This window comes from Stenotrophomonas sp. 107298_Sma (genome assembly GCF_056480345.1).
This window is the reverse complement of record NZ_CM151094.1, coordinates 1,946,813-1,971,449: the sequence shown is the minus strand read 5'-3', so window position 1 is coordinate 1,971,449 and position 24,637 is coordinate 1,946,813. Positions and strand designations below refer to the sequence as shown.

The 24,637-nt window shown below is 66.6% G+C and carries 20 protein-coding genes; 6 read left to right on the top strand and 14 right to left on the bottom strand.

Annotation, left to right across the window (positions count from 1 at the left end):
• The first annotated feature begins 65 nt into the window (after positions 1-65).
• Positions 66-2,012, top strand: coding sequence for an EAL domain-containing protein (locus ACZK2G_RS09285; protein ID WP_295380991.1), 1,947 nt, complete (start codon positions 66-68; stop codon positions 2,010-2,012).
• Here ACZK2G_RS09285 and ACZK2G_RS09280 read toward each other — a convergent pair.
• On the bottom strand, positions 2,009-2,620 hold the full coding sequence (locus tag ACZK2G_RS09280) for a TetR/AcrR family transcriptional regulator (RefSeq protein WP_136638709.1): 612 nt from the start codon (positions 2,618-2,620) through the stop codon (positions 2,009-2,011). The genes ACZK2G_RS09285 and ACZK2G_RS09280 overlap by 4 nt on opposite strands.
• A 104-nt stretch (positions 2,621-2,724) precedes the next feature.
• On the opposite strand from ACZK2G_RS09280, the gene ACZK2G_RS09275 reads away from it, so the two are divergent.
• The 3 genes from ACZK2G_RS09275 to ACZK2G_RS09265 all read left to right on the top strand — a co-directional run bounded on the left by ACZK2G_RS09275 (position 2,725) and on the right by ACZK2G_RS09265 (position 7,474).
• A complete protein-coding gene (locus ACZK2G_RS09275) occupies positions 2,725-3,801 on the top strand; it encodes an MBL fold metallo-hydrolase (RefSeq protein ID WP_136638708.1) in 1,077 nt (358 codons plus the stop codon).
• 162 nt (positions 3,802-3,963) lie between these two features.
• Positions 3,964-7,083, top strand: a complete 3,120-nt coding sequence (locus ACZK2G_RS09270) for a discoidin domain-containing protein (RefSeq protein WP_478475323.1) — start codon at positions 3,964-3,966, stop codon at positions 7,081-7,083.
• 19 nt (positions 7,084-7,102) lie between these two features.
• Positions 7,103-7,474: a hypothetical protein gene (locus ACZK2G_RS09265; protein WP_088100662.1), complete on the top strand. Its 372-nt coding sequence runs from the start codon at positions 7,103-7,105 to the stop codon at positions 7,472-7,474.
• Between the two features lie 153 nt (positions 7,475-7,627).
• Here the strand turns inward: ACZK2G_RS09265 and ACZK2G_RS09260 are convergent, their stop codons facing one another.
• The 9 genes from ACZK2G_RS09260 to ACZK2G_RS09220 form a co-directional block, all read right to left on the bottom strand.
• Positions 7,628-8,602, bottom strand: coding sequence for an ABC transporter substrate-binding protein (locus ACZK2G_RS09260; RefSeq protein WP_478475322.1), 975 nt, complete (start codon positions 8,600-8,602; stop codon positions 7,628-7,630).
• 19 nt (positions 8,603-8,621) lie between these two features.
• Positions 8,622-10,361, bottom strand: a complete 1,740-nt coding sequence (locus ACZK2G_RS09255) for an amino acid ABC transporter permease/ATP-binding protein (protein ID WP_081323698.1) — start codon at positions 10,359-10,361, stop codon at positions 8,622-8,624.
• On the bottom strand, positions 10,358-10,918 hold the full coding sequence (locus tag ACZK2G_RS09250) for a GNAT family N-acetyltransferase (protein ID WP_478475319.1): 561 nt from the start codon (positions 10,916-10,918) through the stop codon (positions 10,358-10,360). Before ACZK2G_RS09250 ends, ACZK2G_RS09255 begins: the two co-directional genes overlap by 4 nt.
• Entirely contained in the window at positions 10,915-12,135 is a 1,221-nt protein-coding gene (locus ACZK2G_RS09245; RefSeq protein ID WP_478475318.1) for a M20 aminoacylase family protein, read from the bottom strand. The genes ACZK2G_RS09250 and ACZK2G_RS09245 overlap by 4 nt, the downstream gene beginning before the upstream one ends.
• Before the next feature lie 4 nt (positions 12,136-12,139).
• Positions 12,140-13,483, bottom strand: coding sequence for an LLM class flavin-dependent oxidoreductase (locus ACZK2G_RS09240; RefSeq protein ID WP_478475316.1), 1,344 nt, complete (start codon positions 13,481-13,483; stop codon positions 12,140-12,142).
• 18 nt (positions 13,484-13,501) lie between these two features.
• Complete coding sequence (locus ACZK2G_RS09235) at positions 13,502-14,479, bottom strand: MsnO8 family LLM class oxidoreductase (protein ID WP_241882104.1); 978 nt, start codon at positions 14,477-14,479, stop codon at positions 13,502-13,504.
• 14 nt (positions 14,480-14,493) lie between these two features.
• On the bottom strand, positions 14,494-14,871 hold the full coding sequence (locus ACZK2G_RS09230) for a DUF3088 family protein (protein WP_219626372.1): 378 nt from the start codon (positions 14,869-14,871) through the stop codon (positions 14,494-14,496).
• A gap of 142 nt (positions 14,872-15,013) precedes the next feature.
• Positions 15,014-15,595, bottom strand: coding sequence for an FMN reductase (gene msuE / locus ACZK2G_RS09225; protein WP_046982864.1), 582 nt, complete (start codon positions 15,593-15,595; stop codon positions 15,014-15,016).
• A 51-nt stretch (positions 15,596-15,646) separates the two neighbouring features.
• A complete protein-coding gene (locus ACZK2G_RS09220) occupies positions 15,647-18,223 on the bottom strand; it encodes a TonB-dependent receptor plug domain-containing protein (protein WP_478475314.1) in 2,577 nt (858 codons plus the stop codon).
• Between the two features lie 261 nt (positions 18,224-18,484).
• Here ACZK2G_RS09220 and ftrA point away from each other — a divergent pair, with 261 nt between their 5' ends.
• Entirely contained in the window at positions 18,485-19,486 is a 1,002-nt protein-coding gene (ftrA, locus tag ACZK2G_RS09215) for a transcriptional regulator FtrA (RefSeq protein WP_046982866.1), read from the top strand.
• 33 nt (positions 19,487-19,519) lie between these two features.
• Here the strand turns inward: ftrA and ACZK2G_RS09210 are convergent, their stop codons facing one another.
• The 3 genes from ACZK2G_RS09210 to ACZK2G_RS09200 form a co-directional block, all read right to left on the bottom strand.
• A complete protein-coding gene (locus tag ACZK2G_RS09210) occupies positions 19,520-20,014 on the bottom strand; it encodes a hypothetical protein (protein WP_046982867.1) in 495 nt (164 codons plus the stop codon).
• A 92-nt stretch (positions 20,015-20,106) separates the two neighbouring features.
• Entirely contained in the window at positions 20,107-20,694 is a 588-nt protein-coding gene (locus ACZK2G_RS09205) for a TetR/AcrR family transcriptional regulator (protein WP_478475312.1), read from the bottom strand.
• A 122-nt stretch (positions 20,695-20,816) separates the two neighbouring features.
• Positions 20,817-21,761, bottom strand: coding sequence for an AraC family transcriptional regulator (locus ACZK2G_RS09200; RefSeq protein WP_337303035.1), 945 nt, complete (start codon positions 21,759-21,761; stop codon positions 20,817-20,819).
• A 102-nt stretch (positions 21,762-21,863) separates the two neighbouring features.
• Here ACZK2G_RS09200 and ACZK2G_RS09195 point away from each other — a divergent pair, with 102 nt between their 5' ends.
• Entirely contained in the window at positions 21,864-22,709 is an 846-nt protein-coding gene (locus ACZK2G_RS09195; protein ID WP_478475310.1) for an oxidoreductase, read from the top strand.
• 79 nt (positions 22,710-22,788) lie between these two features.
• Here ACZK2G_RS09195 and ACZK2G_RS09190 read toward each other — a convergent pair whose 3' ends face one another.
• On the bottom strand, positions 22,789-24,558 hold the full coding sequence (locus ACZK2G_RS09190; RefSeq protein ID WP_046982869.1) for an oleate hydratase: 1,770 nt from the start codon (positions 24,556-24,558) through the stop codon (positions 22,789-22,791).
• Positions 24,559-24,637 lie beyond the last annotated feature (79 nt).

Sequence of the window (24,637 nt, the reverse complement as noted above, 5' to 3'; positions counted from 1 at the left end):
GGCCGCGTACGCGCCTGTGGTTTAACCTGCTCGCACTGGCCGTCGGTCACAGGCGGGAACCTGCTATGGATGCGCTATCACGGGTCTCGGCCCAGGTCCTGGACAGCGCCCTGCCCAGCCTGCCGTTGTACCTGCTGCAGGCCACGGCGGTGATCGGCATGATCGGCGTACTGCTGATCGCCACCCGCCGCTCCGGCCATGCCATCGAAGGCCGCCGCCTGTATGTAGGCGTGGCACTCGGCCTGATCTACCTGTTCAACGCCTGGTTCGTCGCTGGTTACACCCAGGGTGTAGTCAAGCTCAATCTCGGCTTCGACATCCTGCTGATCAGTGGACTGCTCGGTGGCTGGCGCGGCGGCCTGGCCTGCCTGGCCGCCAGCCTGCTGGCCCGTTACCAGTTCTCGGGCACCCAGTTCTTCCTTCCCGCAAGCATCGAAGCCACCCTGCAGATGATGGCCGGCATCTGGCTGCGCACGCGCCTGCACCCACGCATGCTCGGCGAGCTGTCAGCGCGCATGATCCTGCAGGCGTGGGGCGTGCGCATCGCAGTGACGGCGCTGGGGCTGGCGCTGGGCGTGGCCATCATCGGGGCCGCGCAGCTGCCGGTTGCCGAGCTGGCGATCCAGCGCGTACTGGCGCTGCCGGTGTCGCTGCTGGTGCTCGGCGCAGTGTTCGCGCTGGTCTACAACGATGCACAGATCGATGCACAGCGGCAGCGTGAGCAGGCCTGGCTGCGCATCGACCCGATCAGTGGCCTGCCCAACATGCGCGCGCTCGGCGAGCGGCTGAAGCACTACTGGCGTGACAAGGATGGCGTAGGCAAGGCCTGCCTGGTGGTGGCCGAGATGGGCAACCTGCGCGACCTTCGCCTGCGCTATGGGCCGCTGCAGGACAGCGGCCTGTGGCGGCACGACAGCACCGACGAAGTGCATCAGCTGCTGCCCTCGCTACCGGCGCACCAACTGGAGATCTACCAGTTCGGCGACGCGGCGTTGGCGATCCTGGTGCCTGACACCTCGCTGCCCGAGCTGCGCACGCAGGCACAGATCACCGACCTGGCACGCAACCTGGCTGATCTGGTCGGCCGCGACTGGCCGGGTTTCCGCCCACTGTTCCGCTGTGCGGTGGTCGAGCTGAAGCCACCGGCCACTGCCGACGATGGCCATCTACCATTCCGCGCGATCACCCTGGCGCTGAGTGCGATCGAGTCGGGCGTGGTGTTTTTCGATGATCCGGTCCAGCGCGACAGCGAGATCGACGCGTTGATCGAGCGCGCGCTCGAGCACTGGCTGCAGCATGGCGACGCGCCGCTGTGCTACCAGCCCAAGCATCGCCTGCGGGACCGGCAGCTGGTCGGCGCCGAGGCACTGCTACGCATGCGTGACGGCGAGGACCGGCTGATCGCACCGATGCGGGTGATCTCGTTGCTGCGTCGGCACGGCCGGCTGGCCGATCTGGAATGGGCGACGCTGCAGTCAGCCATCCATTTCCTGCAGCGCTGCCATCAGGAAGGCAGCAAGCTGACGATCGCGGTCAATGTTTCCGCCGAGTCCCTGCGCCTGCCCGACTTCGGCCTGCGCCTGCAGGAGCTGCTGCAGTTGCACGACGTGCCGGGGTTGATGCTGCGCCTGGAAATCGTCGAGTGGACCGAGATCGTCGAGCGCGATGTGGTCGACGCCAACATCGCGCAGCTGCTGGCCGCCGAGGTGACACTGTCACTGGACGATTTCGGCGCGGGCTACTCGACCCTGATCCTGCTCTCACAGCTGGCCATTGCCGAGGTCAAGATCGAGCAGGCGCTGATCGCCACGCTGTCCGATGCAAAGTCACAGTCCATTGTCCGCTTCATCGTCGAAGTCGCGCATCGCTGCGGCGCCATCGTGGTGGCCGAGGGCACTGAGACCCTTGCCCAGGAGCAGCAGCTGCGCGCCCTGGGCGTGGATGTCGGGCAGGGTTATCTGTACTCGGCAGCGCTACCGGCGGATGAGTTCCGCCGTTTCGCTGCCAGCTAGATCGCGTAGAAACCCAGGAACATCGCCACCGCCGATTCGGCCACGCGTGCGCGCTCCTGTTCGTTCAACGGCGCCTGCCCCATAGTCACCTGCGGCCAGAACGCAAAGCTTTTCACCAGGCCGTGCAGCTGGTGGCCAGCAAACTCCGGATCGACCTTGCGCAGCCGCCCATCGGCGATGGCCGCACGGATCCAGGCACTCTCGCCACTCTCCTTCTCGCCCATGCGGCAAACGATCGCCTGCGCCCGTTCCGGTGAATGGATGATCTCGGCCATCGCCACCCGCGCCAGGTCGATGAAGTTGGCATCGCTGAGCAGTTCCAGCTTCTGGCCCAGCAGCTGCAGCAACTGTGCCTGCAGCGGCTGATCGGTGCGATACGGCAAAGCGTCGCTGGCCACGCTGCGCTCCCACAGCTCCTCCAGGATCATCGAGAACAACGCTTCCTTGCTCGGGAAGTGGTTGTAGACGGTGCGCTTGGAGACCCCGGCCACCTCGGCGATGCGATCCATGCTGGTCGCCTCGTAGCCGGCCGCGCGGAACTCCTCCACCGCCGCCCGCACGATGGCTTCGCGTTTGCGGTCGGTCAGGCGTTGCGGGGCACGGGGCATGGCGGAAACCAGATAACTGAACGGATGCGCACATTTTACACCCGGGAGTGTACTTTTGAAAAACACGAAACTACACTGTGCAGTGTACCCAGCGGACGTCACCCATGAAGCGCCTGCTCCTTGTCCTTTTGCTTGGAATCCTCGCCGTGACCGCCTACACCTTCTGCAAGTCCTGGTCCCTCCCCGACTTCCCCGATTCGCCGCAGTACCGCGATGGCAGGTTCCGCAATGCCCTGCCGCGTCCGGCAATGGGCCTGCGCGATGGCGCGGAGATCTGGTGGACCTTCCTGTTCAACAAGCCCAAGGGCACCGTGCCGGCGCACCCCATTCCGGTGCAGCCGCTGGACCGCGCAACCCTGGACGCCGCACCTGATCGCAGCCTGTTCCGGCTTGGGCATTCCACGATCCTGCTGAAGCTGCGCGGGCAGTACTGGCTGACCGACCCGGTGTTCTCCGAGCGCGCCTCGCCGGTGCAATGGATGGGCCCGGCCCGCTTCCACGCGCCGCCGATCAGCATCGACGAACTGCCGCCGATCGCCGGCGTGATCCTCTCGCACAATCACTACGACCACCTGGACCACGCCGCGGTGATGCAGCTGGCCGGCAAGACCACGCGCTTCATCGCCCCGCTTGGCGTGGGCGACCAGTTGATTGCGTGGGGCGTGGACGCCAGCAAGGTGGAACAGCTGGACTGGTGGCAGTCGACCGAAGCCAGCGGCCTGCGCCTGACCGCCACCCCGGGCCAGCACTTCTCCGGCCGTGGGCTGGGCGACAGCGACCGCAGCCTGTGGGCTTCGTGGGTGATCCAGGACGGCGACTTCCGCATCTTCTTCAGCGGCGACACCGGCTATTTCGATGGCTTCAAGACCATCGGCGAGAAGTACGGCCCGTTCGACCTGACCATGATCGAAACCGGCGCCTACGACCCGCGCTGGGCGTTCGTGCACATGCAGCCCGAACAGACTCTGCAGGCGCACCTGGACCTGCGGGGCAAGTGGCTGCTGCCGATCCACAACGGCACCTTCGACCTGGCCCTGCACGCCTGGCAGCAGCCGTTCGAGCGCATCACCGCCCTGGCCGCCGCAAAGAACGTGCCGGTGGCCACGCCGATGATGGGCGAAGCACTGGACATGCAGGCGCCCGAAGCGGGCACGCGCTGGTGGGAGATGGTGGAGCTGTAACGGGGTAACTCGACGCAATGCATCCCACGGCTCTACACCGGAAAGCAGACCGCGGTGGCACCGGCCACGCCCAGCAGCGTTGCAGTGCGTCATGTAACCGATTACACGCCCTGCTAGCGTAGCGCCTGCCCGATTCCGGCCGCACCTGCGAGGCTGTCCGCAATGACGTTGCGCGTTGAACGTTCCAGGCTCTCCCCCCTGCCCCCCTTCGTCCGGCCAGCCTTCACGCTGCTGCTTGCCACCCTCGCCTCGGCCGCACACGCGCAGAACCTGCCTCCCCGTACCCAGTGGCAGGCCAGCGCGTCGTCGCAGCAGGTTCCGGCGATGGCGATCAGCCACCTGATCGACAACGATCCGAAGACGGTGACCGGTGGCGCGTTCAGCCCCGGCCACTGGTTCCAGATCGATCTCGGCAAGCCTGCGATGCTGGCCGGTGCACGCCTCACCTGGGATGTTTCCAACCCCGAAGGCTATTCGCTGCAGACCTCGCTCGACGGCAAGCAGTGGCAAAGCGCCTACGTCATGGGCGATTCGCTGGGTGGCATCGAAACCCTGTACTTCGCGCCGCGACAGGCCCGCTACCTGCGCCTGGCCAGCCCGCAGCGCACCTCCGACTGGGGCGTATCCATCTTCGAAATGGAACCGCTCGACACCGCACTCAGCGCACGGGTGACCGGGCTGGGCGCCACCCAGTCCGCTGCGCTGTGGCAGGGCGGCGGCACGGTTGCCATCCCCGCAGGCAAAGGCGGCATCCACACGCTCGACATCACCCTGCCCCGCGCCCAGCCCAGCACCGGGCTGGCAGTGGACTGGGCCAACGTGCACGGCGCTGCACGCCTGCAGGCACAGGACGCACAGGGCCGCTGGCACGAACTGGCGCGCGACGCGCAGGCGGCGACCCGGCAGCAGAGCTGGCTGGCGGCCGACGCGCCACTGGACATCAAGGCACTGCGGCTGACCGTGGAAGGTGATGCCCCCCAGGTCAAACGCATCCGCCTGCTCGGCCCGAAGGCGGTGATGACGCCGATGAAGCGCTACCAGATCGCCGCCAGTGGCGCGCAGCGCGCGTTGTTCCCTGCCTCGTTGCACATGCAGCAGACCTACTGGACCGCAGTCGGTGTGCATGCGGGCCGGCAGAAATCGATCTTCGACGAATACGGCAACATCGAAGCCTACAAGGGCGCACCGCTGGTGCAGCCGATCTGGCGCAGTGCCGATGGCCGCGCGACCGGTGCCGCCGAACAACCGGTGCAGCACGCACTGCGCGATGGCTGGAAGCCGATGCCGTCTGCCACGTGGTCACCGCAGCCCGGGCTGGAACTGCGCAGCGAAGCCTTTGCCATCGAGCGCGACGGGCAACCGGTCACCTTCGTGCGCCATCGCCTGCGCAACACCGGCAGCGCGGCCATCGAAGGCACGCTGACCCTCGCAGTGCGACCGATGCAGATGAACCCGCCGTGGCAGAACGGCGGCCTGTCGCCGATCCGCCAGGTGGCCGTCGAAGGCAACAGCGTGCGCGTCAATGGCCGCACGCTGCTGCAGTCACTCAGCGCGGTGGATGCCGCTGGCACCGCGGCCTTCGGCAACGAAGGTGACACCGAGATCACCACGGCCATCGCCAGCGGGCAGCTGCCTGCCGCACAGCAGGCACGCGATGAGCAAGGATTGGCCGCAGCCGCATTGAGCTACCGGATCCGCCTCGCCCCCGGTGCCAGCGACGCGGTGGTGGTGGCCTTCCCGCTCGGTACCGCCACCGCCGATGCCAATGGCGTGCTGCCGGAAGCACCGGCCCTCAGCCTTGCGTCGCTGCCGCGCGACGGCGACAAGGCCTTCGACACGCTGGCCAGCCGCGCCTCCGCCGATTGGCAGGCGCGGCTGGGCCAGGTCGGCCTGCGCCTGCCCGACCCTTCACTGGTGGACATGCTGCGCGCACAGGCCGCCTACATGCTGATCAACCAGACCGGCCCGGCCATGCAGCCCGGCCCGCGCAACTACAACCGCTCCTTCATCCGCGATGGCATGGCCACCTCGGCCGTGCTGCTGCGCATGGGCGAAGCCAAGGTGGCACGCGACTACCTGGCCTGGTACAGCGAACACGGCGTGCACGGCAATGGCCTGGTGTCGCCCATCCTCAACGACGATGGCAGCGTCAATACCGGCTTCGGTTCGGATATCGAGTACGACAGCCAGGGCCAGTACGTCACCATCGTTGCCGACGTCGCCCGGCTCGATGGCGGGCCGGAAAGCGTGCGTGCCTACCTGCCCAAGGTGAAGGCCGCGCTGCGCTTCCTGCAGGAACTGCGCGAACGCACGCTGGTGCCGGGCTACATGGCCGACCAGCCATCGCCGGAGCGCTTCGCCGGCATCCTTGCGCCGTCGATCAGCCACGAGGGCTATCCCTCACCCACCCACAGCTACTGGGACGACTACTGGGGCCTGAAGGGCTGGCATGACGGCGCGTGGCTGGCCGAATCGCTGGGCGACCACGAAACCGCCACGTGGGCGCGCGAACAGTACAAGGCGCTGTATGACGCACTGCATGCCTCGATCCGCGCAACGATGGCATGGAAGGGCATCGACTTCATTCCCTCATCGGCCGACCTCGGCGACGGCGATCCGACCGGTGTATCGATCGCTCTGGACCCCACCGGCGCCCAGAGCGTGCTGCCGGCCGAAGCCCTGCGCACCACCTTCGCCCGCTACCTGGACGATGTGCGCAAGCGCAACCAGCCCGGTGCGCTGTATGCCTACACGCCGTATGAAATCCGCAACGTGCTGAGCTACGTGCACCTGGGCCAGCCCGAAGCGGCCGACGAACTGCTGCAGGGCCTGCTGCACGATCGCAGGCCGCTGGAATGGCAGGTGCTGGCCGAGGTCGTGCACTCGCGGTTGCGCTTCCCGCGCTACCTGGGCGACATGCCACACACCTGGATCGGCGCCGAATACGGCCGCACCCTGTTTGGCATGCTGATGCGCGAGGACGACGACGCGTTGTCGCTGCTGCCGGGTACGCCTCCTTCGTGGGTCGCTGGCGACGGCCTGGCCGTGGACCGCCTGCCCACCGCCTATGGCACCCTGCAGATGCAGGCACGCCAGCGCGACGGCAACCTGACCGTGTCGCTCGGCAAGGGACTGCGCAAGGGCACGCCGGTACGCGTATGGTGGCCCAGCCGTACCCTGCCCAAGGACGTGCGCGTGGATGGGCGATCGGTACGGAACTTCGACAAGGACGGCGTGCTGCTCGATGGCCCGTTCCGCACCCTGGAGGCACGTTGGCAGTAATGCCGATGCAGGAACCGAAGTGATCGAACTTCTACTCGATGGCAGCCCTGTCGCCGCCGCTACCGACGATCAGCTGGCCAGCGCACTGGCGCTGGCCGCATCCATGCCCCAGTTCGAGCTGTGGGCATCGGTGCCCGACGGCCCATCGCTGTGCATGCTGCGCAATGCCGAGCATGCATGGCTGATGTACCTGCGCGAGCCCGGCGATGACGGCTTCCATTCCTGCGGAAACGAACACCGCGCCGGCAACGCCTACTTCCGCCTCGACAATGGCCAGGTGGATGGCTATCCCCTGGCGTGGTGCATCGGCATCGAGGCGTGCTTCGCCGCGATCAGTTTCTTTCACGGCAATGGAGGCGCCCGCCTGGAACACATCGATTGGCAGCCCTGACCCCGGTAGAGGCCGACCTTGGTCGGCAGCGCTGCCTCGCAACCCGGTGGGTGCCAACCGTTGGTTGGCACGCCCTTCGGTAGATGCCGACCTTGGTCGGCACGCCCCGCCTCGCATTCCGGTGGGTGCCAACCGTTGGTTGGCACGCCTGCTTCAGAACCCTGGCAACCCCGGCGGATTGGTCTGCGACTGCGGCACCGCTTCCTCGGCTACGTTCCAGCGCGCCAGCACCTTCGCGTAGGTGCCGCTGCTGATCTGGGTGTTCAATGCCTGGGTCACCGCATCGGCCAGGCCACTGCCCTTGCGGGTGGTCACCGAAATCGCCGCTGCGTCCGGCCAGCCACCCGGGAACAGGCCGACCCGGCGCACCTTGCCATCACGCGCGGAATAGGCGCCGGTGGCATTCGGCTCGAACGACACGTCGGCGCGGCCGGTGATCACTGCCAACCGCCCGATCACCGCATCATCGAAGTACTGGTACTCCACCGGTTTCAGGCCTGCGGCGATGTTCTGCTTGTCCCATTGGCGCAGGATCTGGTCCTGGTTGGTGCTGGCCCCCACCACCACTTTCAGCCCTGCAACGTCGGCCGGTGTGGCGATCTTCTGGATCGGGCCATCGGTGCGGGTATAGATGCCCAGCAGGTCGAAACGATAGCTGGAGAAATCGAACTTCTTCTTGCGTTCTTCAGTGACCGTCACGTTCGACAGCACCGCATCGTACTTGCCCGATTCCAGCCCCAGCGGCCAGTCGGCCCAGGCCACCGGCACCACCACCAGCTTCAGGCCCAGGCCATCGGCGATCAACCGCGCGATGTCCGGCTCCACGCCCACCACTTCCTTGCTGTCGGCACCGTAGTCGGCCAATGGCAGCTGGCCGGGATGGGTGGCGATGGTGAATGCGCCCGGGGTGACGAAGCGATAGCCGGCCGGAATCAGCGCCTGCGCCTTCGGATCGGGCGTGCCCTTCAGTATCTGCGCGTTGCTGGCGGCCAGCGAGGTCGCCGCAACGGGCACGCCCTCGGGGCCCTGGCGCACGCGCGAATAGACGATGCCGGCAATGCCGATGACCAGTACACCGACGATCAACAGGGTGCTGCGGGCGGGGCGTCGCTGCGATGCTGGGCTCATGGCGGTTCTCGAAATGGGGTTACAGGGTCTTGGCCAGGAAATCGGCGGTGCGTTGCTGGCGCGGGTGTTCAAACAGCGCGTCCGGCGTGCCCTGCTCGATCACCCGGCCCTGGTCCATCATCACCACGTGGTCGGCCACGCGGCGGGCGAAGCCCAGTTCGTGGGTGACGATCACCAGCGTGGTGCCGGAACTGGCCAGTTCCTCGATCACGCTCAGCACCTCCGACACCAGCTCCGGGTCCAACGCGGAGGTCGGCTCGTCGAACAGCAGTACCTTCGGCTGCAGGGCCAGCGCGCGGGCGATGGCCACACGCTGCTGCTGGCCGCCAGACAGCTGGCGCGGGAAAGCATCGGCCTTGTCGGCCAGCCCCACCCGCTCCAGCAGGGTGCGTGCCTGCTGCTCGGCCTGGGCGCGCGAAATGCCGCGCACCGCGATGGGCGCTTCGATGATGTTCTCCAGTGCGGTCATGTGCGGGAACAAGTTGAAGCCCTGGAACACCATGCCGACTTCCGCGCGGCGACGGCGGATCTCACCTTCCGGCAGCTCGTACAGGGTGTCGCCGTCGCGGCGGTAACCGATCAGCTGGCCGCCCACGGTGACGAAGCCGCTGTCAGCACGCTCTAGGTGATTGATCAGCCGCAGCAGCGTGGACTTGCCCGCACCGGACGGACCAATCAGTACGGTCACGCTGCCGGCCCTCAGTTCCAGATGCACGTCATCAAGCACCGTCTGCTCGCCGAAGGCCTTGCCCACTCCCTGCAGGGACACAGCCGCGCCCGTTCCGGCCTCGATCGGCACGGCAAATGCCGCGCGGCTGGGCACGCGTGCAGCGGTCGCCGCCGCCCGCGGAGCTGCAGACGATACCCGCGACACGTTGCGCTCATGCTGCAGCTGGCCGCGGGCAAAGCGCTGCTCCACCCGCCGTTGCAGCAGCGACAGCACCGTCAGGATCACCAGGTACCAGACGGTAGCCACCATCAGCAGCGGCACCACCTCCAGGTTGCGCCGGTAGATCACCTGCACGGTGTAGAACAGCTCCGGCAACGCCAGCACGTAGACCACCGACGTGCTCTTGGCCAGGCCGATCACATCATTGAATGCTGCTGGCAGGATCGAACGCATCGCCTGCGGCAGGATGATGCGGCGCACCTGGCGCCCACGCGGCAGGCCCAACGCTGCGGCCGCCTCGTACTGGCCGTGGTCGACCGACAGGATGCCACCACGGATCACCTCGGCCGAGAACGCCGCCTGGTTCAAGGTGAGGCCGAGCACGGCGGCAGTGAACACGCCGATCAGCTGCGTGGTCGGGTACGAGAACAGGCTGATGCCGGTGAATGGAACGCCCAGTTCGATGGTGCTGTACAGGTAACCCAGGTTGTTCAGCAGCAGCAACAACACCAGCAGCGGAATCGAACGGAACAGCCACACGTAGCCCCACGACACTGCCGACAACAGCGGTGAACCGGAGACCCGGGCCAAGGCCAGCAAGGTGCCCAGCGCGAAGCCGAGGCCGGTACCGAGTGCGGTCAGCAGCAGCGTTCGCCCCAACCCTTCCAGTACCGGCCGGGCAAAGAACCACTCGGCGAACGTGCCCCAGCCCCAGCGCGGATTGCCCAGCACCGACTGCAGGCCGATCAGGATCAGCGCGAGTGCCAACACCGTGCCGATCACCTGCAGCGGATGCCGCGCCGGCACGATCTTCAGCGCCGTGGCCGGCTGGCGGACAATGCCCTCGATGGCAGTGGAAGGCGTACTCATGCCGCCGCTCCATGCAGTGCGAGGGTAGCTGCGTCGCCCGCCTGTGACTGTGGCACCAGGTGTTTCTCGAACGGCAGATGCGCGATGGTTTCCGGGTCCGCATGCAGATCGAACAACGCGGTGTAGCCGTGACTGAGGTACAGGCCGACCGCCTCGGGCTGGCGGAAGCCGGTGGTCAGGAACACGCGCCGATAGCCCTGCCGCGCAGCCTGGTCCTCCAGTTCCTGCAGCACGCGCCGGGCGATGCCCTGCCGACGCAGGCCAGGCAGCGTCCAGATGCGTTTGAACTCAGCGGTGTCCTCATCGCGATGCGGCATGAACGCGCCACCGGAAATCGCCACGCCGTCGCGCAGCAGCAGCACGAACGCACCGACCGGGGCAGCGAAGGCTTCGGCCGGATAGCGCTGCAGTTCCTCGCGGGCACTGCCACCGATACGCCGGCGCACGTCCGCATAGCGGTGGTCGTACTCCTGCTCCAGGCCGTCGAACAACGGGCGCGCCAGGGGGTCGTCCACCGAGGTGTACAGGAACCGATCGTTATCGTACCGCACGCTCATGCCACGTCCTCCACCAGATAGTGCTCGGCCAGACGCGCCCACAGGCTGGCCGCCGGGGCGATGGCCGCGTCGTTGAACACATAGCGCGGGCTGTGCAGCGGCGCGCTGTCGCCGTTGCCGACGAACACGAAACTGCCCGGCCGTGCCTGCAGCAGGAAGGCGAAGTCCTCGCTGGCGGTACGCGGTGCGAAGGCCTCCACCACCTGCCCTGCGCCGAAGCCCTGTACCGCCACCTCGCGGACGTAGGCCGTCTGCTCGGGGTGGTTGATCACGCTGGGGAAGCCGCGCGGGAATTCGATCTCGGCACGCGCACCGAAGGCAGCGGCGGTCTGCTCGGCAATGTCGGTGACCCGCCGGCGCAGCGTATCGCGCACCTCCGGCAGGTACGCGCGCACGGTCAGCTTCAGCTCCACCACATCGGGGATGACATTGGCCGCCTGCCCACCGTGGATCGAGCCGACGGTGACCACGCCCATCTGCCGCGGATCGACATTGCGCGACACCACGCTCTGCAGCGCGGTGATGATGTGCGCGGCAGCCAGGATCGGATCGACGCTGCCCTGCGGCTCGGCGCCGTGGCCGCCCTTGCCGATCACCCGCAGACGCGCCCAGTCCACCGATGCCATCGCCGGTCCGTCGACGAAGCCGAAGTGCCCCACCGGCACGCCCGGCCAGTTGTGCAGGCCATAGATGGCATCGACCGGGAAGCGTTCGAACAGGCCATCGGCGATCATCTTCGAAGCGCCCGAGCCGGTTTCCTCGGCCGGCTGGAACACCAGCTGCAACGTGCCATCGAAACGCCCGTGGTGCGCAAGGTAGTGGGCAGCCGAGAGCAGGATGGCGGTGTGGCCATCGTGGCCGCAGGCGTGCATCAGGCCTTCGCGCTGGCTTGCATAGGCCAGCCCGGATTCTTCATGGATCGGCAGCGCATCGATGTCGGCACGCAGACCCAACCGGCGACTGCCCTGCCCACGCTGCAGCGTACCGACCACGCCGGTGCCACCGATGCCGGTGCTGACCGCATAGCCCCATTGCTGCAGCAGCTCGGCCACGCGGGCGCTGGTGCGGTGTTCTTCGAAGGCCAGTTCCGGGTGCTGGTGCAGGTCGTGGCGGATCGCGATGGCCTGGTCGGCACGTGCCGCGATTTCGGGCAGTACGCCCGTTGCCGGCGAATTCCGCCGGGCATGGCCCGGCGCTACCGAAGTGTCTCCGCTCATCGCCTTATCCCACCTTCCGCGCCGGCTCGGCGTCGGTGCTGTAACGGCTTGCCTTGCGTGGCAGGCCCAGGTGGTCGCGCAGGGTCTGTCCTTCCAGCGCACTGCGGTGGTAACCGCGTGCTTCCAGCAGGGGCAGCACCAGCGTTACGAAATCATCCAGGCCTTCGCGCTGCGCGGCGAAGCCGAGGATGAATCCATCGCTGGCGCCGGCGTCGAACCAGCGGATCAGTTCGTCGGCCACATGTTCCGGCGTGCCGATGAAGTTCGGCCGCGGGCTCACCGCCTGCAGTGCCACCTGGCGCAGGCTCAGGCCCTGCTCGCGCGCGTCCTGCTTGATGCGGTCGGTGGTGGAGCGGAAGGAATTGGCGCCGATGTCACCCAGCTCCGGGAACGGTGCATCCGGGTCGTACTGGCTGAAATCATGGTGGTCGAAGAAGCGGCCGAGATACGCCAGGGCATCGTCCAGCCCGGCCAGCGCGGCAATCGCCTGGTACTTGGCCTCGGCTTCTTCCGCCGTACGGCCAACGATCGGGCCGATCCCCGGAAAGATCTTGACGTCACCGGCGCTGCGGCCATGGGCGATCGCCGAGTTCTTCACCTTCTGGGTGAACGCACGGGTCTCCTCCAGCGACGGCGCGTGGGTGAACACCGCGTCGGCGTACTTGCCAGCCAGCGCGATGCCATCGTCGGACGACCCCGCCTGGAAGATCACCGGCTGGCCCTGCGGCGAGCGCTGGATGTTGAGCGGCCCTTCCACCTGGAAGAAGCGTCCCTTGTGGTCGAGGCGGCGGAACTTTTCCGGCGCGAAGAACGTGCCACTGTCGCGCTCACGCACGAAGGCATCGTCATCCCAGGAATCCCACAGCCCTTGCACCACGTCCAGGTACTCGTCGGCGATCTGGTAGCGCAGCGCGTGCTCCGGATGCGGCCGACCGTAGTTGCGGCCCGAGCCCTCCAGTGGCGAGGTCACTACGTTCCAGCCGGCGCGGCCGCCGCTGAGCAGGTCCAGCGAAGCGAACTGCCGGGCCACGGTGAACGGATCGCTGTAGGAGGTCGACAGCGTGCCGGCCAGGCCGATCTTCTTCGTTGCCGTGGCCAGCGCCGACAGCAGTGAGATCGGCTCGAAGCGGTTGAGGAAGTGCGGGATCGACTTCTCGTTGATGTACAGGCCATCGGCCACGAAACCAAAGGCGATGCCGTTGTCCTCGGCGGTACGCGCGATGTCGATGTAGAACTGCAGGTTGACGCTGGCATCGGCCGGATTGGACGGATGCTTCCAGGCATGCATGTGGCTGCCGGGGCCCTGCAGCATGATGCCGAACGGAATGTGGCGCGGGGTCGTGCTCATGGGAATCGCTCCTGCAGGTCAGGCCACCGCCGCGCGCGGCGCGGGCGACAGCAGTTCAAGGGATGTGAGGCGTGCGTCGAGGTCGGCCACCGGCGCATCGAGAATGAATTCACCCACGCCGAAGCGGCGGTGCAGCGCGTCCAGTTCGTCACGCACGTGCTGCGCATCACCGGACAACACGCTCGGGCGTGTCTCCTCGATGCGGAAGTCGGCCACGCCCACCTGGCGCGCGTACTCGGCAGCTGCTTCGGGGCTGGGTAGGTTCACCGTCTGCCCGGGACCGAGGTGCAGCTTGTAGACGCGCAGTGCACCGATATGGCGGGCTGCGGCTTCGGCCGTCGGCGCGGCGAAGGCCACCGTGGCCAGCAACGGTGGCTGCGAGGAGACGCTGCGGTAGGCATCGAACGCAGCTTCGATGTGCTTCGGCTCACCATCGAAATGAGCGGCATAGACAAAGCGCCAGCCCAGTTCGGCCGCCTGCTGCGCGCTCTGCGGGCTGGCCCCGAGCAGGAAGCGCTCCGGCGCCTGCTGCGGCACCGGTCGGGCCAGCGCCTCGGTGTCTGCCCCCGACAGATAGCCTTCCAGGTCGCGCAGTTGCTGATCGAAGTCGGCGAACGCCGGGCGCCCGGCCGCCAGCGCGGCAGTCGAGGCCGGCAGGCCACCGGGGGCCTTGCCCACGCCCAGATCGACGCGCCCCGGCGCCAACGCCGCCAGCAGATTGAAGTTCTCCGCCACTTTGTAGGGCGCGTAGTGGCGCAGCATCACCCCACCACTGCCGATGCGGATGCGCCGGGTCTGCGCCAGCACCCAGGCCGCCAGCACTTCCGGTGCGGGGCTGGCCAGCGTCGGTGCGGCGTGGTGTTCGGCAAACCAGTAGCGGTGGTAGCCCAGCTGTTCGGCGCGCTGCGCCAGCTGCAGGCTGTTGCGCAGTGCCTGCTCCGGCGAAGCGCCCTCGGCCACCGGGCTCTTGTCCAACACGCTGATCTGATAGCTCATGGTTACGTCCTCGCTCAGGGGTGGGCCACGGGAATGCCGAGCAACCCGTTCAGCGCAGCCAGGATCGGCTCGGCACCGGAGATGTACTGGCGGTCCTGGTGCGCGCCACTGGCGAGCTCGCTGCGCACGCCCTGCGGCAGCACCAGCTTCGGCAGCGACTGGTCCTGCTCGCCGATCTCGGCAATCACCTCACGGCGCGGCCGCGCGAAGCCGATGCGGCGCACGTCCAGCTGCGCGTCCAGGCCGTCGATGCTCGACAGCGCGCCCTCCAGCAACAGGCTGTGCCGGCAGAAAAAGCGCTGGCCGGGAATCTGGCCGTCCTCGAACTCACGGTCGAGCAGGAACAGGATGGGTTTGCTTGCTGCGTCGAAGGTCACTGGGGTCGTCCTCATCGGGGCCGGCAATGCGATGCCGCTTCGATATCGATGCTAGAGATGCCGACGGCCGCAGCAGCGATGCCTGGCGACAATCGGCGGTCAGATCCGGCCATGCAGATGCGGTGTAGCCATAAGCAAAGCGCCGCCGGTTATGGCGTCAGGCAATACGTCGCAGCGGCGCCGGAACAGTCAGCGCCTGCGCGGCCAGATGCCCGGCTGCGCGCTCGGTCGCCAGTTCGATGCGCGCCTGCAGGGCGGCACTGTTGATGTGCTCGCCCTCGAAGTCGGCCGCTGTGGCATACACCCCGATCGGCAGCGTGTGCGCCTGCAGGAAACTGAACAACGGCCGCAGCTGGTGGTCGATCACCAGCGCATGTCGCTCGCTGCCGCCGGTGGCTGCCAGCAGTACCGGCACATCCACCAGCGCCTCCAGCCCGATGAAGTCGACCAGGTGCTTGAACAACCCAGGATAGGAGCCGCGATACACCGGCGCGGCCACCACCAGCAGCTCTGCCGCCTCGATGGTCTGCAATGCCTGCTCCACTGCCGGCTCTGCCTCGCCGCGCGACAGCGACTGGCCCAGCGCGCGCGCGATAGGTGCCAGCTCCACCAGCTCCACGCTGACATGCACCCGCTGCTGCAGCGAGTCCAGCAGATGACGCACCAGCAGCAACGTGCGCGATGTCGCCGAGCTGGTCGGCGACCCCACCAATGCAACCACCCTCAATGCAGAAGACATGACCCCCTCCTCGTAGCGCCGGGCCATGCCCGGCGACGCTTCGCCTGAACCTCAGAACCGGTAATTGATCCGCCCATACCAGTACGTACCAACGTTGCCCAGCACATCGCCGCTGTCCCACGTGGTCTGGATGCTGGCCACATCGGTGGCACTGCGCGCATACTCCGGCACCTTGCGGGTGCGCTTGTCGAACACGTTGTTGATGCCCAGCGCCGCACTCCAGCCCGCGCCCAGTTCCACAGCACCGGAAAGATTGGTCACCAGCACCGGCGGCTGCTTGTACTCCACGCCGTTGTTCAGGCGCTTGATGGGGCCGTAGTAGGTGAAGTCCACATTCGAGCGCCAGCGTCCGTTCTGCCAGCCAAGTCCCGCCACCTGCGTATAGCTGGGCGTGCGGAAGCGCAGCGCGTACTCGCTGGATTTGGTCAGCAGGTTGATGTTCGGCAGCCCCTGCAGCGCCGCCGGAATGTCGCTGACTTTCTGGATGGTGGTGCGGCCGACGTTGGCCGCGTAACTCCAGCGCAGCTTGCCCCACGCCGTTTCCTGGTTCGCTTCCAGGGTCAGCTCCACACCGCGTGTGCGGGTGTTGCCCACGTTGGTGAAGTAGCTGGCGTAGAACGCATCACCCGGCAGGATGCTGATGCCGGCCGAACCCAGCAGTGCATCGATCGTGTTCTTCTGCACCGCACTCAGCACCGTGCCGCTGTTGTCGGTGACGCGCGCCGGATCCTGCGCGTTGTAGCCGATCTGGCTGGACTGACCGAGCTGGCCGCGGATGTCGATCTGATAGGCATCCACTGCCAGGTGGAAGGCCGGGCTCGGGTCCCAGGTCACGCCCAGGCTGTAGTTGGTGGCCTTTTCCGGCTTCAGCGGTGTGGCGCCCAACGCAATCGCCGCCGGCGAAGACACCTGCGCCACCAGCGTGGTACCGCACGGGCAGCTGCCGGTGGCCTGGTAGTACTGCGCACCCAGGCTGGGCGCATGGAAGCCGTTGCTGACCGTGGCGCGCACGCCCAGCGCATCGGTGAAGTCGAAGCGCGTGGTCAGGCGGCCGGTGGAGACGCTGCCGAAGTCGGAATGGTCTTCCCAGCGCGCGGCCGCATCCAGGTACCAGCGCGAGGTGATGTTGGTGGCCGCACCCGCGTACACCGCCTTGCTGTTGCGGGTCGCCTTCACCGCATCCGCAGTGGAATAGCCGACGAAGGCCGCGGCACCGAAGCCGGTGTACGACTCCCACTGCCCTGCCCCGCGCTCGTACTGTTCATGCTGGTACTCGGCGCCGGCGCTGACTTCCAGCGGCGAAGCAAATGCCGCCACCTCGAAGCCACGGCGCAGGTCCAGGTTGGCGATGCCCTGCTGGTAATCGAGCTTGCCGTCGTAGAAGTCGGTGGGCGAACCGGGGTACGGCAGTGAGTAGTTCACCGAGTTGCGTGTGTAGGTGCGCACCGTGCTGCGGTTACCGGTCAGGCTGGCGTCGTAGTCCCAGCCAGCGATCTGGCCTTTTACCCCGGCCGTACCGGTGTACTGCTTTTCCTTGGTTTCCAGCACCGGCAGGAAGCCATCGGGAAACACGCTCAGCACGCCAGGTGCCTTGTAGGTAGTGAAGATGGTCGCCGGCAGGCGGAAGTTCTGGATCGCCTGCGCGGTGCGATCGCTGGCCGTAGCATTGGCGTAGAACTGCGCGCTCTCGCCCAGGCCATGGCCCACGTTCACCGCGAACGCTTTCAACGCATACGACGGCGAGCTGAGGATGGTGTTGGCCTCGGCATTGCGGTTCGCTTCCGCCGGGTTCGGCGACGCACCCGCAGGCAACCGGTTGTTCGGCCGCAATGCCACCAGATTGCCATTGCCATCCACCGCCGGATAGCTCAGATAGCCGTCGATGTAGCGGCGGCTGCGGATTGCATGATGCTGGCGGGTGGTCTCGCCGGACAGGTTGACGAAGCCATCCTCGCCCCACGGCAGGCCCACGTTGGCACGCACGCTGGTACGCGAACCATCGCCATCGGTGCTCTGCCCGCTCTCTACCGACACATCGCCACCGTGTGCCTGCGATTTCAGGATCACGTTGACCACGCCGGTGATCGCGTCCGAACCGTAGATGGCCGAGGCACCATCGCGCAGCACTTCCACGTGGTCGATGGCCGACACCGGAATCAGCGCCAGGTCAGCCCAGGCATGCCCGGGGAATCCGCCACCATTGGCCCCGCTCACATAGGCGCTGGCGTTGCGGCGCTTGCCGTTGACCAGCACCAGCGTGTAGCCCGGTGACAGATTGCGCAGCTGGTAACCGCGGATCAGGCTTTCCTGGTCGCTCTGGTAGCCACCGATCTGGCTCAGTGACGGCAGGCTGCGCTGCAACGCTTCGAGCAGGTTGCCCTGTCCGGTAGCAGCGAGGTCCCCGGCGGAGATCACATCGATCGGTGTGGAACTGTTCTTCACCGTGCGCGTGCTGGTGCGTGAGCCGGTCACCACCACCGCATCCAGCGTGGAGGCCGCCACGTTGGCCGTCGCGGCGGTGGTAGCAGGATCTGCATCGGCTTCAGCCGCATGGCTCGGTGTGGCGGCGAGAATAGCTGTGATCAGAACAGCGAGAGTGCTCAGGACAGGGGCGTGGGCGGCAGGCATGTGGGCTCGTCGGGGTGGGCCGGAAACACGCTTCCATTCAAGGGCCTGTTCACCTGCCGCGACAGGCGGGATCACGTCACCCAACCGTCATATCCGGCCATCCACATGACCGCTGGTAATGACGTTAGGCAGCCCACACGCACGGGGTCGGATCCCTTTCCAAAGGAAAGGGCTCTGACCCCAGCCTCCATATACCCACCCGGTATCACCTCATGCCCTCGCACCACGCAGCGCCACGCACCACCCCCGTAGCATCAGGACATGCCCAGCCCACCCGCCGATCCCACCGCGCCGCTCGTTGCCATCGTCGCCTGCCACGGCCAGGGGCTGTTCGAGTTCGGCTGTGCGGTCGGCCTGTTCGCCCCCGTGCGGCCAGAGCTGGGCGTAGCCTGGTACCGCACCCAGCTGTGCGCAGGCGAGCCCGGTGCGCTGCGCATGCTCGGCAGCACCCAGGTGCAGCTGCCCTACGATCTCAGCAGCGTCGATGATGCCGACATCATCGTCATCCCTGGTTGGCGCGAGCCCAGCGAACGTCCGCCGCAGGCACTGCTCGATGCACTGATCCGCGCCCACGCACGCGGCGCGCGCATCGCTTCGATCTGCTCCGGTGCGTTCGTGCTGGCCTGGGCCGGGCTGCTCGATGGCCGCCAGGCCACCACCCATTGGCGCCTCACCGAAGCGCTGGCACGCGAGTTTCCGCGCATCGATGTGCGCGAGGATGTGCTGTACGTGGACGCCGGCAGCATCATCACTTCGGCCGGTTCGGCCACCGGCATGGACATGATGCTGCACATGGTGCGCAAGGATTACGGTGCCCGCGTGGCCAACCTGGTTGCCGAGCGATTGGTGCTGGCGCCATGGCGTGACGCCGGGCGCAGCCAGCGCGTCAGCCGGGCCATTCCCAATGGCGAGCCAACGCGGTTGGCAAAGCTGATGGAATGGATGCGCCGCAACCTGCGCGAGCCACACTCACTCGGCAGCCTTGCCGAGCAGGCCTCACTCAGCCAGCGCACCCTGCAACGTCAGTTCCTGGAAGCCACCGGCCTGTCGCCCATCGACTGGCTGATCCGTGAGCGCGTGGCCTTCGCCCGCGACCTGCTGGAAACCACCGACCGGCCATTGCAATGGATCGCAGAGCAGGCCGGTTTTGGTTCGCAGGAATCGTTCCGCCGCCACTTCCGTTTGCAGGTGGATGCCAGCCCCACCGAATACCGCAGCCATCATCGCAGTGGCATCGGTGCGGACCGCTTGGTGGGCTGCTGATTCCAGATAGTGCCGGCCGCTGGCCGGCAGGGTTCACGACCGGATGGCGCGTCGATGGATTCGCCAGCACTGCCCCGCAAAACCGATCACGAATACGCCCAGGCAGCCGAGCAGTGTCTGCAGCACCACCGGTGCCATCGGCGCTGCTGCCAGCGGATGCGCAAGCGGCAAGCGCGTCAGCGTTTCGTTTACGCCCGGCACCAATGACAGCAGGAAACTGAAGGACAACGCGAACGTCGACAGGTAACGCGCCGAGCGTCCCAGCCAGCTCAGGCGTGCCGCCAGCACACCGCCAAAGGCCACCAGCAGCACGATCACACCGAATGCATGGCCCGGATTGAGCCCGCCCGTGCTGGAGACGGTGAACGAGGTCGCCACCGACAGCACCAGGCCGATCAGATAAACCCTGCCCGAGCGCGTGCCGGGATCGATCGCCCGGTAGCGGATGAAGCCATACAGGCCAGCCAAGATCGGCACCAGGCTGATGGCGGTATGGATCGCACCGGGAAGGGAAAGCGGATGTGCCATGGGAATCTCCATCAGTTAAATAAACCTACTAGTAGGTAGGCATTGGATGCAAAAAAGAAGGCCCGCGCTGCCGCAGGCCACTACACATCACCTCAGGTGGCCGCACTCACCCGCGCGATTGCCAACCGCGCGAGCGTCGCGAACGCCGCCGCATCACCAAAACCACGGGCTGCCAGCATCGCGCCATGCACCGATGACATAAACGCCTTGGCCTCGTCCACAGCCGAACCCTGCAGTCGCAACTGGCCCTGCGCGGCACCCTTTTCCAGTGTGACGGTCAGCCACCCGCTCAGATCCTCGAAATGCCCCCGTACTTCATCGGCAATCTCCGCAGGCATCATCGGCGTCTCCGCCGCCAGCATCGCGCAGATGCAGAACGACGACGTGCCACCCGCGATGCAGCTGGACCAGTAGTCCACGTAGGCGTTGAGCTCCTGCAGCGGGTCATCCAGCTGCCGGTCCAGCAGCGCCAGGCCCTCGCGTGCCTCGGCCCGATACAGTTCAACCACCGTGCGCACCAGGTCCGCCTTGCTGGGGAAATGGTGATGGATGCTGGCCTTGCTGATGTTCACCCGCGCCGACACATCCGCGTAGCTGAAACCGTTGTAGCCACCGGCCTCCAGCAACGAGCGAGCGTGGGCCAGGATTTCCTGGGCCTTGGGGGAGAGCGACTCTTTCATGGCACTTAACCTACTAGTAGGTAGATTCCCTGTCAACCATCCACTGCCGCTCTCGCGAGGCATCGTCCCCGGTAGAGCCCACCGCTGGCCGGCTTGCTGGCAACGTGACCTTCGATTGCGCCTCAATGCGAAGACACGTACACCGCATCCGCTGGCGCTGGTGGCAGCGCAAAGCTGCGCCGCATCCGCGCCACCTCGGCCGCCGGCGGCAGCGCGAACAGCCGCTTGAACTCACGGTTGAACTGGGACGGGCTGGCATACCCCACCGCCAGCGATGCGGCCTCGGCGGTCATCGCCTCCCGCAGCATCAGCAGCCGCGCCTGATGCAGGCGGGTGGACTTCACGTACTGCATCGGCGATGTGCCGGTAATCGCGCGGAAGTGGTCATGGAAGGTGGCCACACTCATGCCCGCCTCGGCCGCCAGCTGGCCCACGTCCAACGCAGTGGCATACGAGGCGTGGATCGTACGCAGAACCCTGCCGATGCTGCCGAAGCGGCCGCGCATGGCCAGCGCCTCCCGCATCGCACCGCCCTGCGCACCGGTCAGCACGCGGAAGTACAGTTCGCGTACGAGCGCCGGGGCCAGCACGGCCGCTTCGAGCGGGTCGGCCAGCGCTTCCAGCAGGCGCAGCACCGTGGCCTGCATCGGCGCCTGCATCGGGCTGGACATCATGCTCTGTGCCGGTGCCTGCGATGTGCCTACCTGTTCGCCCAGTTCGATCAGCAGATCTGCCGCCAACTGCAGATCCAGATGCAGGTAGATCGCCAGCAGCGGCGCCTCCGCAGAGGCATCGGTTTCCATCGTGAACGGCACCGGCACCGACACCGCCAGATAGTGCTGCGCGTCGTACTGGTAGATCTGCCCGCCCAGGTAGCCGCGCTTCACGCCCTGGCAGACGATCACGATGCCGGGGTCGTACAACACCGGCGTGCGCGCCAAGGGCCGGTCGGAGCGCAGCAGCCGCACCCCCGGCAGCGGAGTGAGCGTATAGCCCTCCTCCACCGCCAGCGTCTTCAGCAGGCCGACCATGCGCGCCTGCACCTGCCGCTGCAGGGAATCGACCACTGGCACTCCAGAGGAATAGGCAAGAATGGTCGAATCCTAGGCCTGGGGCGGGCACCGTTCAAGCACTAACGTGCAAGCCCTGTCCACCGTGAGCGCCTCCCCATGTCCCCATCCCGCCTTCTCCTCATCACCGGCGCCAGCAGCGGCTTCGGCCGTGCCCTCGCCCAGCAGGCACTGCTGGCGGGTCATCGCGTGGTCGGCACCGTGCGCAACGAAACCGCCCGCCACGCGTTCGAAACGCTGGCGCCCGGCCGCGCGCTCGGCCGCCTGCTGGACGTGACCGATACCGCCGCCATCAATGCGCTCGTCACCGATATCGAAACCAACGTCGGCAGCATCGACGTGCTGGTCAACAACGCCGGTTACGGCCACGAAGGCATCCTCGAAGAATCCACGCTGGCCGAGCTGCGGCATCAGTTCGAAGTGAACGTGTTCGGCCCTGCGGCGTTGATCAAGGCCGTGCTGCCGCACATGCGCACGCGCCGCCGTGGCCACATCCTCAACATCACATCCATGGGCGGCTTCATCACCCTGCCCGGCATCGCCTGGTACTGCGGCAGCAAGTTCGCCCTGGAAGGCATCAGCGAAGTGCTCGGCAAGGAGGTTGCTCCGTTCGGCATCCACGTCACTGCCGTCGCGCCGGGCTCATTCCGCACCGACTGGGCGGGCCGCTCGATGGCGCGGGCACCGCGCAGCATTGAAGACTACGATGCCCTGTTCGACCCCATCCGCAGCGCGCGTGAGGCAAAGAGTGGTCACCAGCTGGGTGATCCGGTGAAGGCTGCACAAGCCATGCTGCAGATCATCGACAGCGATGCCCCGCCCAGCCACCTGCTGCTGGGCAGCGACGCACTGCAGCAGGTACGCGCGAAGCTGGCGTCGATGGGCGACAACATTGACGCCTGGGAACCTCTTACCTGCTCGACCGACGGCGCAGCATTGCGGTAGCGCCGGGCCATGCCCGGCGAGCGAAGCGGCCACTGCGGCGCAAGACGCCGGGCATGGCCCGGCGCTACCGATGCCCCGATCAGTCTTCCTGCACCAGCTTGAACTCGCGCAGCAGGCCACCGATCTGGGTCTTGTCCAGCTTGTTCATCAGCAGGTTGCGCAGGAACGCCGGGCCTGGAATGTCCAGTTCCTTGCCATCGCGCAGGCGACCGGTGGCGGCCAGCAGCGAGCGCACGTCATAGGTGGAATTGAACACCTCCGGCACGCCACGTTCGATACCCAGCAGCGTGTACACCGCTTCCATCGGTGTACGCACCGAATACTCGGTGGTGAAGATGCAATCGCGCTGCTTCGATTCGGCGAACTGTCCGATGAAGGCGAAGTTCACCGCTCCCTCCGGCACCACATCCGGGCGGTCACCGGCCTGGCGCGGCATGAAGAATGCGGTGATGTACGGCATCATCACCGGCACCGTCTTCGCGCCGGTAGCAGCCAGTTCATCGATCTCTTCCAGCGGCACGCCCAGGTGGTACAGCCACTCGCGGGTGATCTCCTCGCCCGTGCAGTCCTGCATCGGCTTGTTCACGTAATCGCCCGGCGTATCCACGAACAGCGAATACACCCACACCACGATCTGGTCCTTCGGCTGGTTCTTGAAGTGCGGCTGGCGGTTCACCGTCCAGCTCATCAACCAGCGCGAATCGCGCACGCTCACGATGCCGCCGGTCACCACCTTGCCGCTGAACGGATCGCGCTTGGCAATCTTCTCGATGTACGCCGGAATGCGTGCATCCAGCGTGGTCACCGTCGCCGATTCCCACTTGGTTTCCGGTATATGCGCGCCGAATACATCCGGGCGCCCGAACGCCGCATCCTTGGCCGCGATGCGCCGCCACAGGTCCCACGCCGGTGCCGGGCCTTCATTCAAGTGCGCAGCGGTGTGGTGATCGCCGCTGTCGGAATTCTCGGTCAGCGAGCCGATCGTCATGAACACCAGATCGTCCGCGCCCAGGTCCACGCCACCGGCCTGGCCGTCCCGCGTCCAGTGGATGCGCGTGGCCTGCTTGCGGCCCTCCTGCAGGTCGAAGTCAACATCGGTCACTTCAGTGCCGTACTGGAACCGCACGCCGCGCTCCTGCAGCCACTTCACCAGCGGCAGCACCAGCGATTCGTACTGGTTGTACTTGGTGAACTTCAGCGCCGAGAAATCCGGCAGGCCGCCGATATGGTGGATGAAGCGGTGCAGGTACAGCTTCATCTCCAGCGCCGAGTGCCATTCCTCGAACGCGAACATCGTGCGCCAGTACAACCAGAAGTTGCTGTCCAGGAAGTCCCGGCCCAGCACCTCGTTGATGCGCTTGTTCTCCATCTCCTTACGAGTGGCCAGGAACAGCGCGATGATGTCCTTCTGCGCCTGCTCGCTCAGGGTGAACAGGCCGTCGGTATGCGCATCCTCGCCGCGATTGATCGTGGCACGCTGCAGCGAATAGTTCGGGTCGTCCTTGTTCAGCCAGTAGAACTCGTCCAGCACACTGGCATCCTCGATCTCCAGCGACGGAATCGAGCGGAACAGATCCCACAGGCACTCGAAGTGGTCTTCCATCTCGCGGCCACCGCGGATCACGAAACCCTTCTCCGGCACCTTCAGGCCATCCAGCGCGCCACCGGCAATCTGCTGCTGCTCGAGAATGGTGATGCGCTCACCGGCCATGCGGCCATCGCGCACCAGGAACGCGGCGCCGGCAAGTGAGGCCAGGCCCGAACCGACGAACCACGCGCGCTTGCCATCGACACCGGCGGGCTTGCGCGGACGCGCGAAGGCTTCGTAGTTGCCACTGCTGTAGTACATGCGTTGCTCCTTCCTGGAGGGGGTAGCCCCCACTCTAGCGCTGATCCGATGTACCGCATCCTGCAGATAGGCTGCGACG

Bases quoted from the DNA above. Each gene is read 5' to 3' on its own strand.
- ACZK2G_RS09285 (WP_295380991.1), top strand. From the start codon at position 66: ATGGATGCGCTATCACGGGTCTCGGCCCAGGTCCTGGACAGCGCCCTG.
- ACZK2G_RS09280 (WP_136638709.1), bottom strand. From the start codon at position 2,620: ATGCCCCGTGCCCCGCAACGCCTGACCGACCGCAAACGCGAAGCCATC.
- ACZK2G_RS09275 (WP_136638708.1), top strand. From the start codon at position 2,725: ATGAAGCGCCTGCTCCTTGTCCTTTTGCTTGGAATCCTCGCCGTGACC.
- ACZK2G_RS09270 (WP_478475323.1), top strand. From the start codon at position 3,964: ATGACGTTGCGCGTTGAACGTTCCAGGCTCTCCCCCCTGCCCCCCTTC.
- ACZK2G_RS09260 (WP_478475322.1), bottom strand. From the start codon at position 8,602: ATGAGCCCAGCATCGCAGCGACGCCCCGCCCGCAGCACCCTGTTGATC.
- ACZK2G_RS09255 (WP_081323698.1), bottom strand. From the start codon at position 10,361: ATGAGTACGCCTTCCACTGCCATCGAGGGCATTGTCCGCCAGCCGGCC.
- ACZK2G_RS09250 (WP_478475319.1), bottom strand. From the start codon at position 10,918: ATGAGCGTGCGGTACGATAACGATCGGTTCCTGTACACCTCGGTGGAC.
- ACZK2G_RS09245 (WP_478475318.1), bottom strand. From the start codon at position 12,135: ATGAGCGGAGACACTTCGGTAGCGCCGGGCCATGCCCGGCGGAATTCG.
- ACZK2G_RS09240 (WP_478475316.1), bottom strand. From the start codon at position 13,483: ATGAGCACGACCCCGCGCCACATTCCGTTCGGCATCATGCTGCAGGGC.
- ACZK2G_RS09235 (WP_241882104.1), bottom strand. From the start codon at position 14,479: ATGAGCTATCAGATCAGCGTGTTGGACAAGAGCCCGGTGGCCGAGGGC.
- ACZK2G_RS09230 (WP_219626372.1), bottom strand. From the start codon at position 14,871: ATGAGGACGACCCCAGTGACCTTCGACGCAGCAAGCAAACCCATCCTG.
- msuE (WP_046982864.1), bottom strand. From the start codon at position 15,595: ATGTCTTCTGCATTGAGGGTGGTTGCATTGGTGGGGTCGCCGACCAGC.
- ACZK2G_RS09220 (WP_478475314.1), bottom strand. From the start codon at position 18,223: ATGCCTGCCGCCCACGCCCCTGTCCTGAGCACTCTCGCTGTTCTGATC.
- ftrA (WP_046982866.1), top strand. From the start codon at position 18,485: ATGCCCAGCCCACCCGCCGATCCCACCGCGCCGCTCGTTGCCATCGTC.
- ACZK2G_RS09210 (WP_046982867.1), bottom strand. From the start codon at position 20,014: ATGGCACATCCGCTTTCCCTTCCCGGTGCGATCCATACCGCCATCAGC.
- ACZK2G_RS09205 (WP_478475312.1), bottom strand. From the start codon at position 20,694: ATGAAAGAGTCGCTCTCCCCCAAGGCCCAGGAAATCCTGGCCCACGCT.
- ACZK2G_RS09195 (WP_478475310.1), top strand. From the start codon at position 21,864: ATGTCCCCATCCCGCCTTCTCCTCATCACCGGCGCCAGCAGCGGCTTC.
- ACZK2G_RS09190 (WP_046982869.1), bottom strand. From the start codon at position 24,558: ATGTACTACAGCAGTGGCAACTACGAAGCCTTCGCGCGTCCGCGCAAG.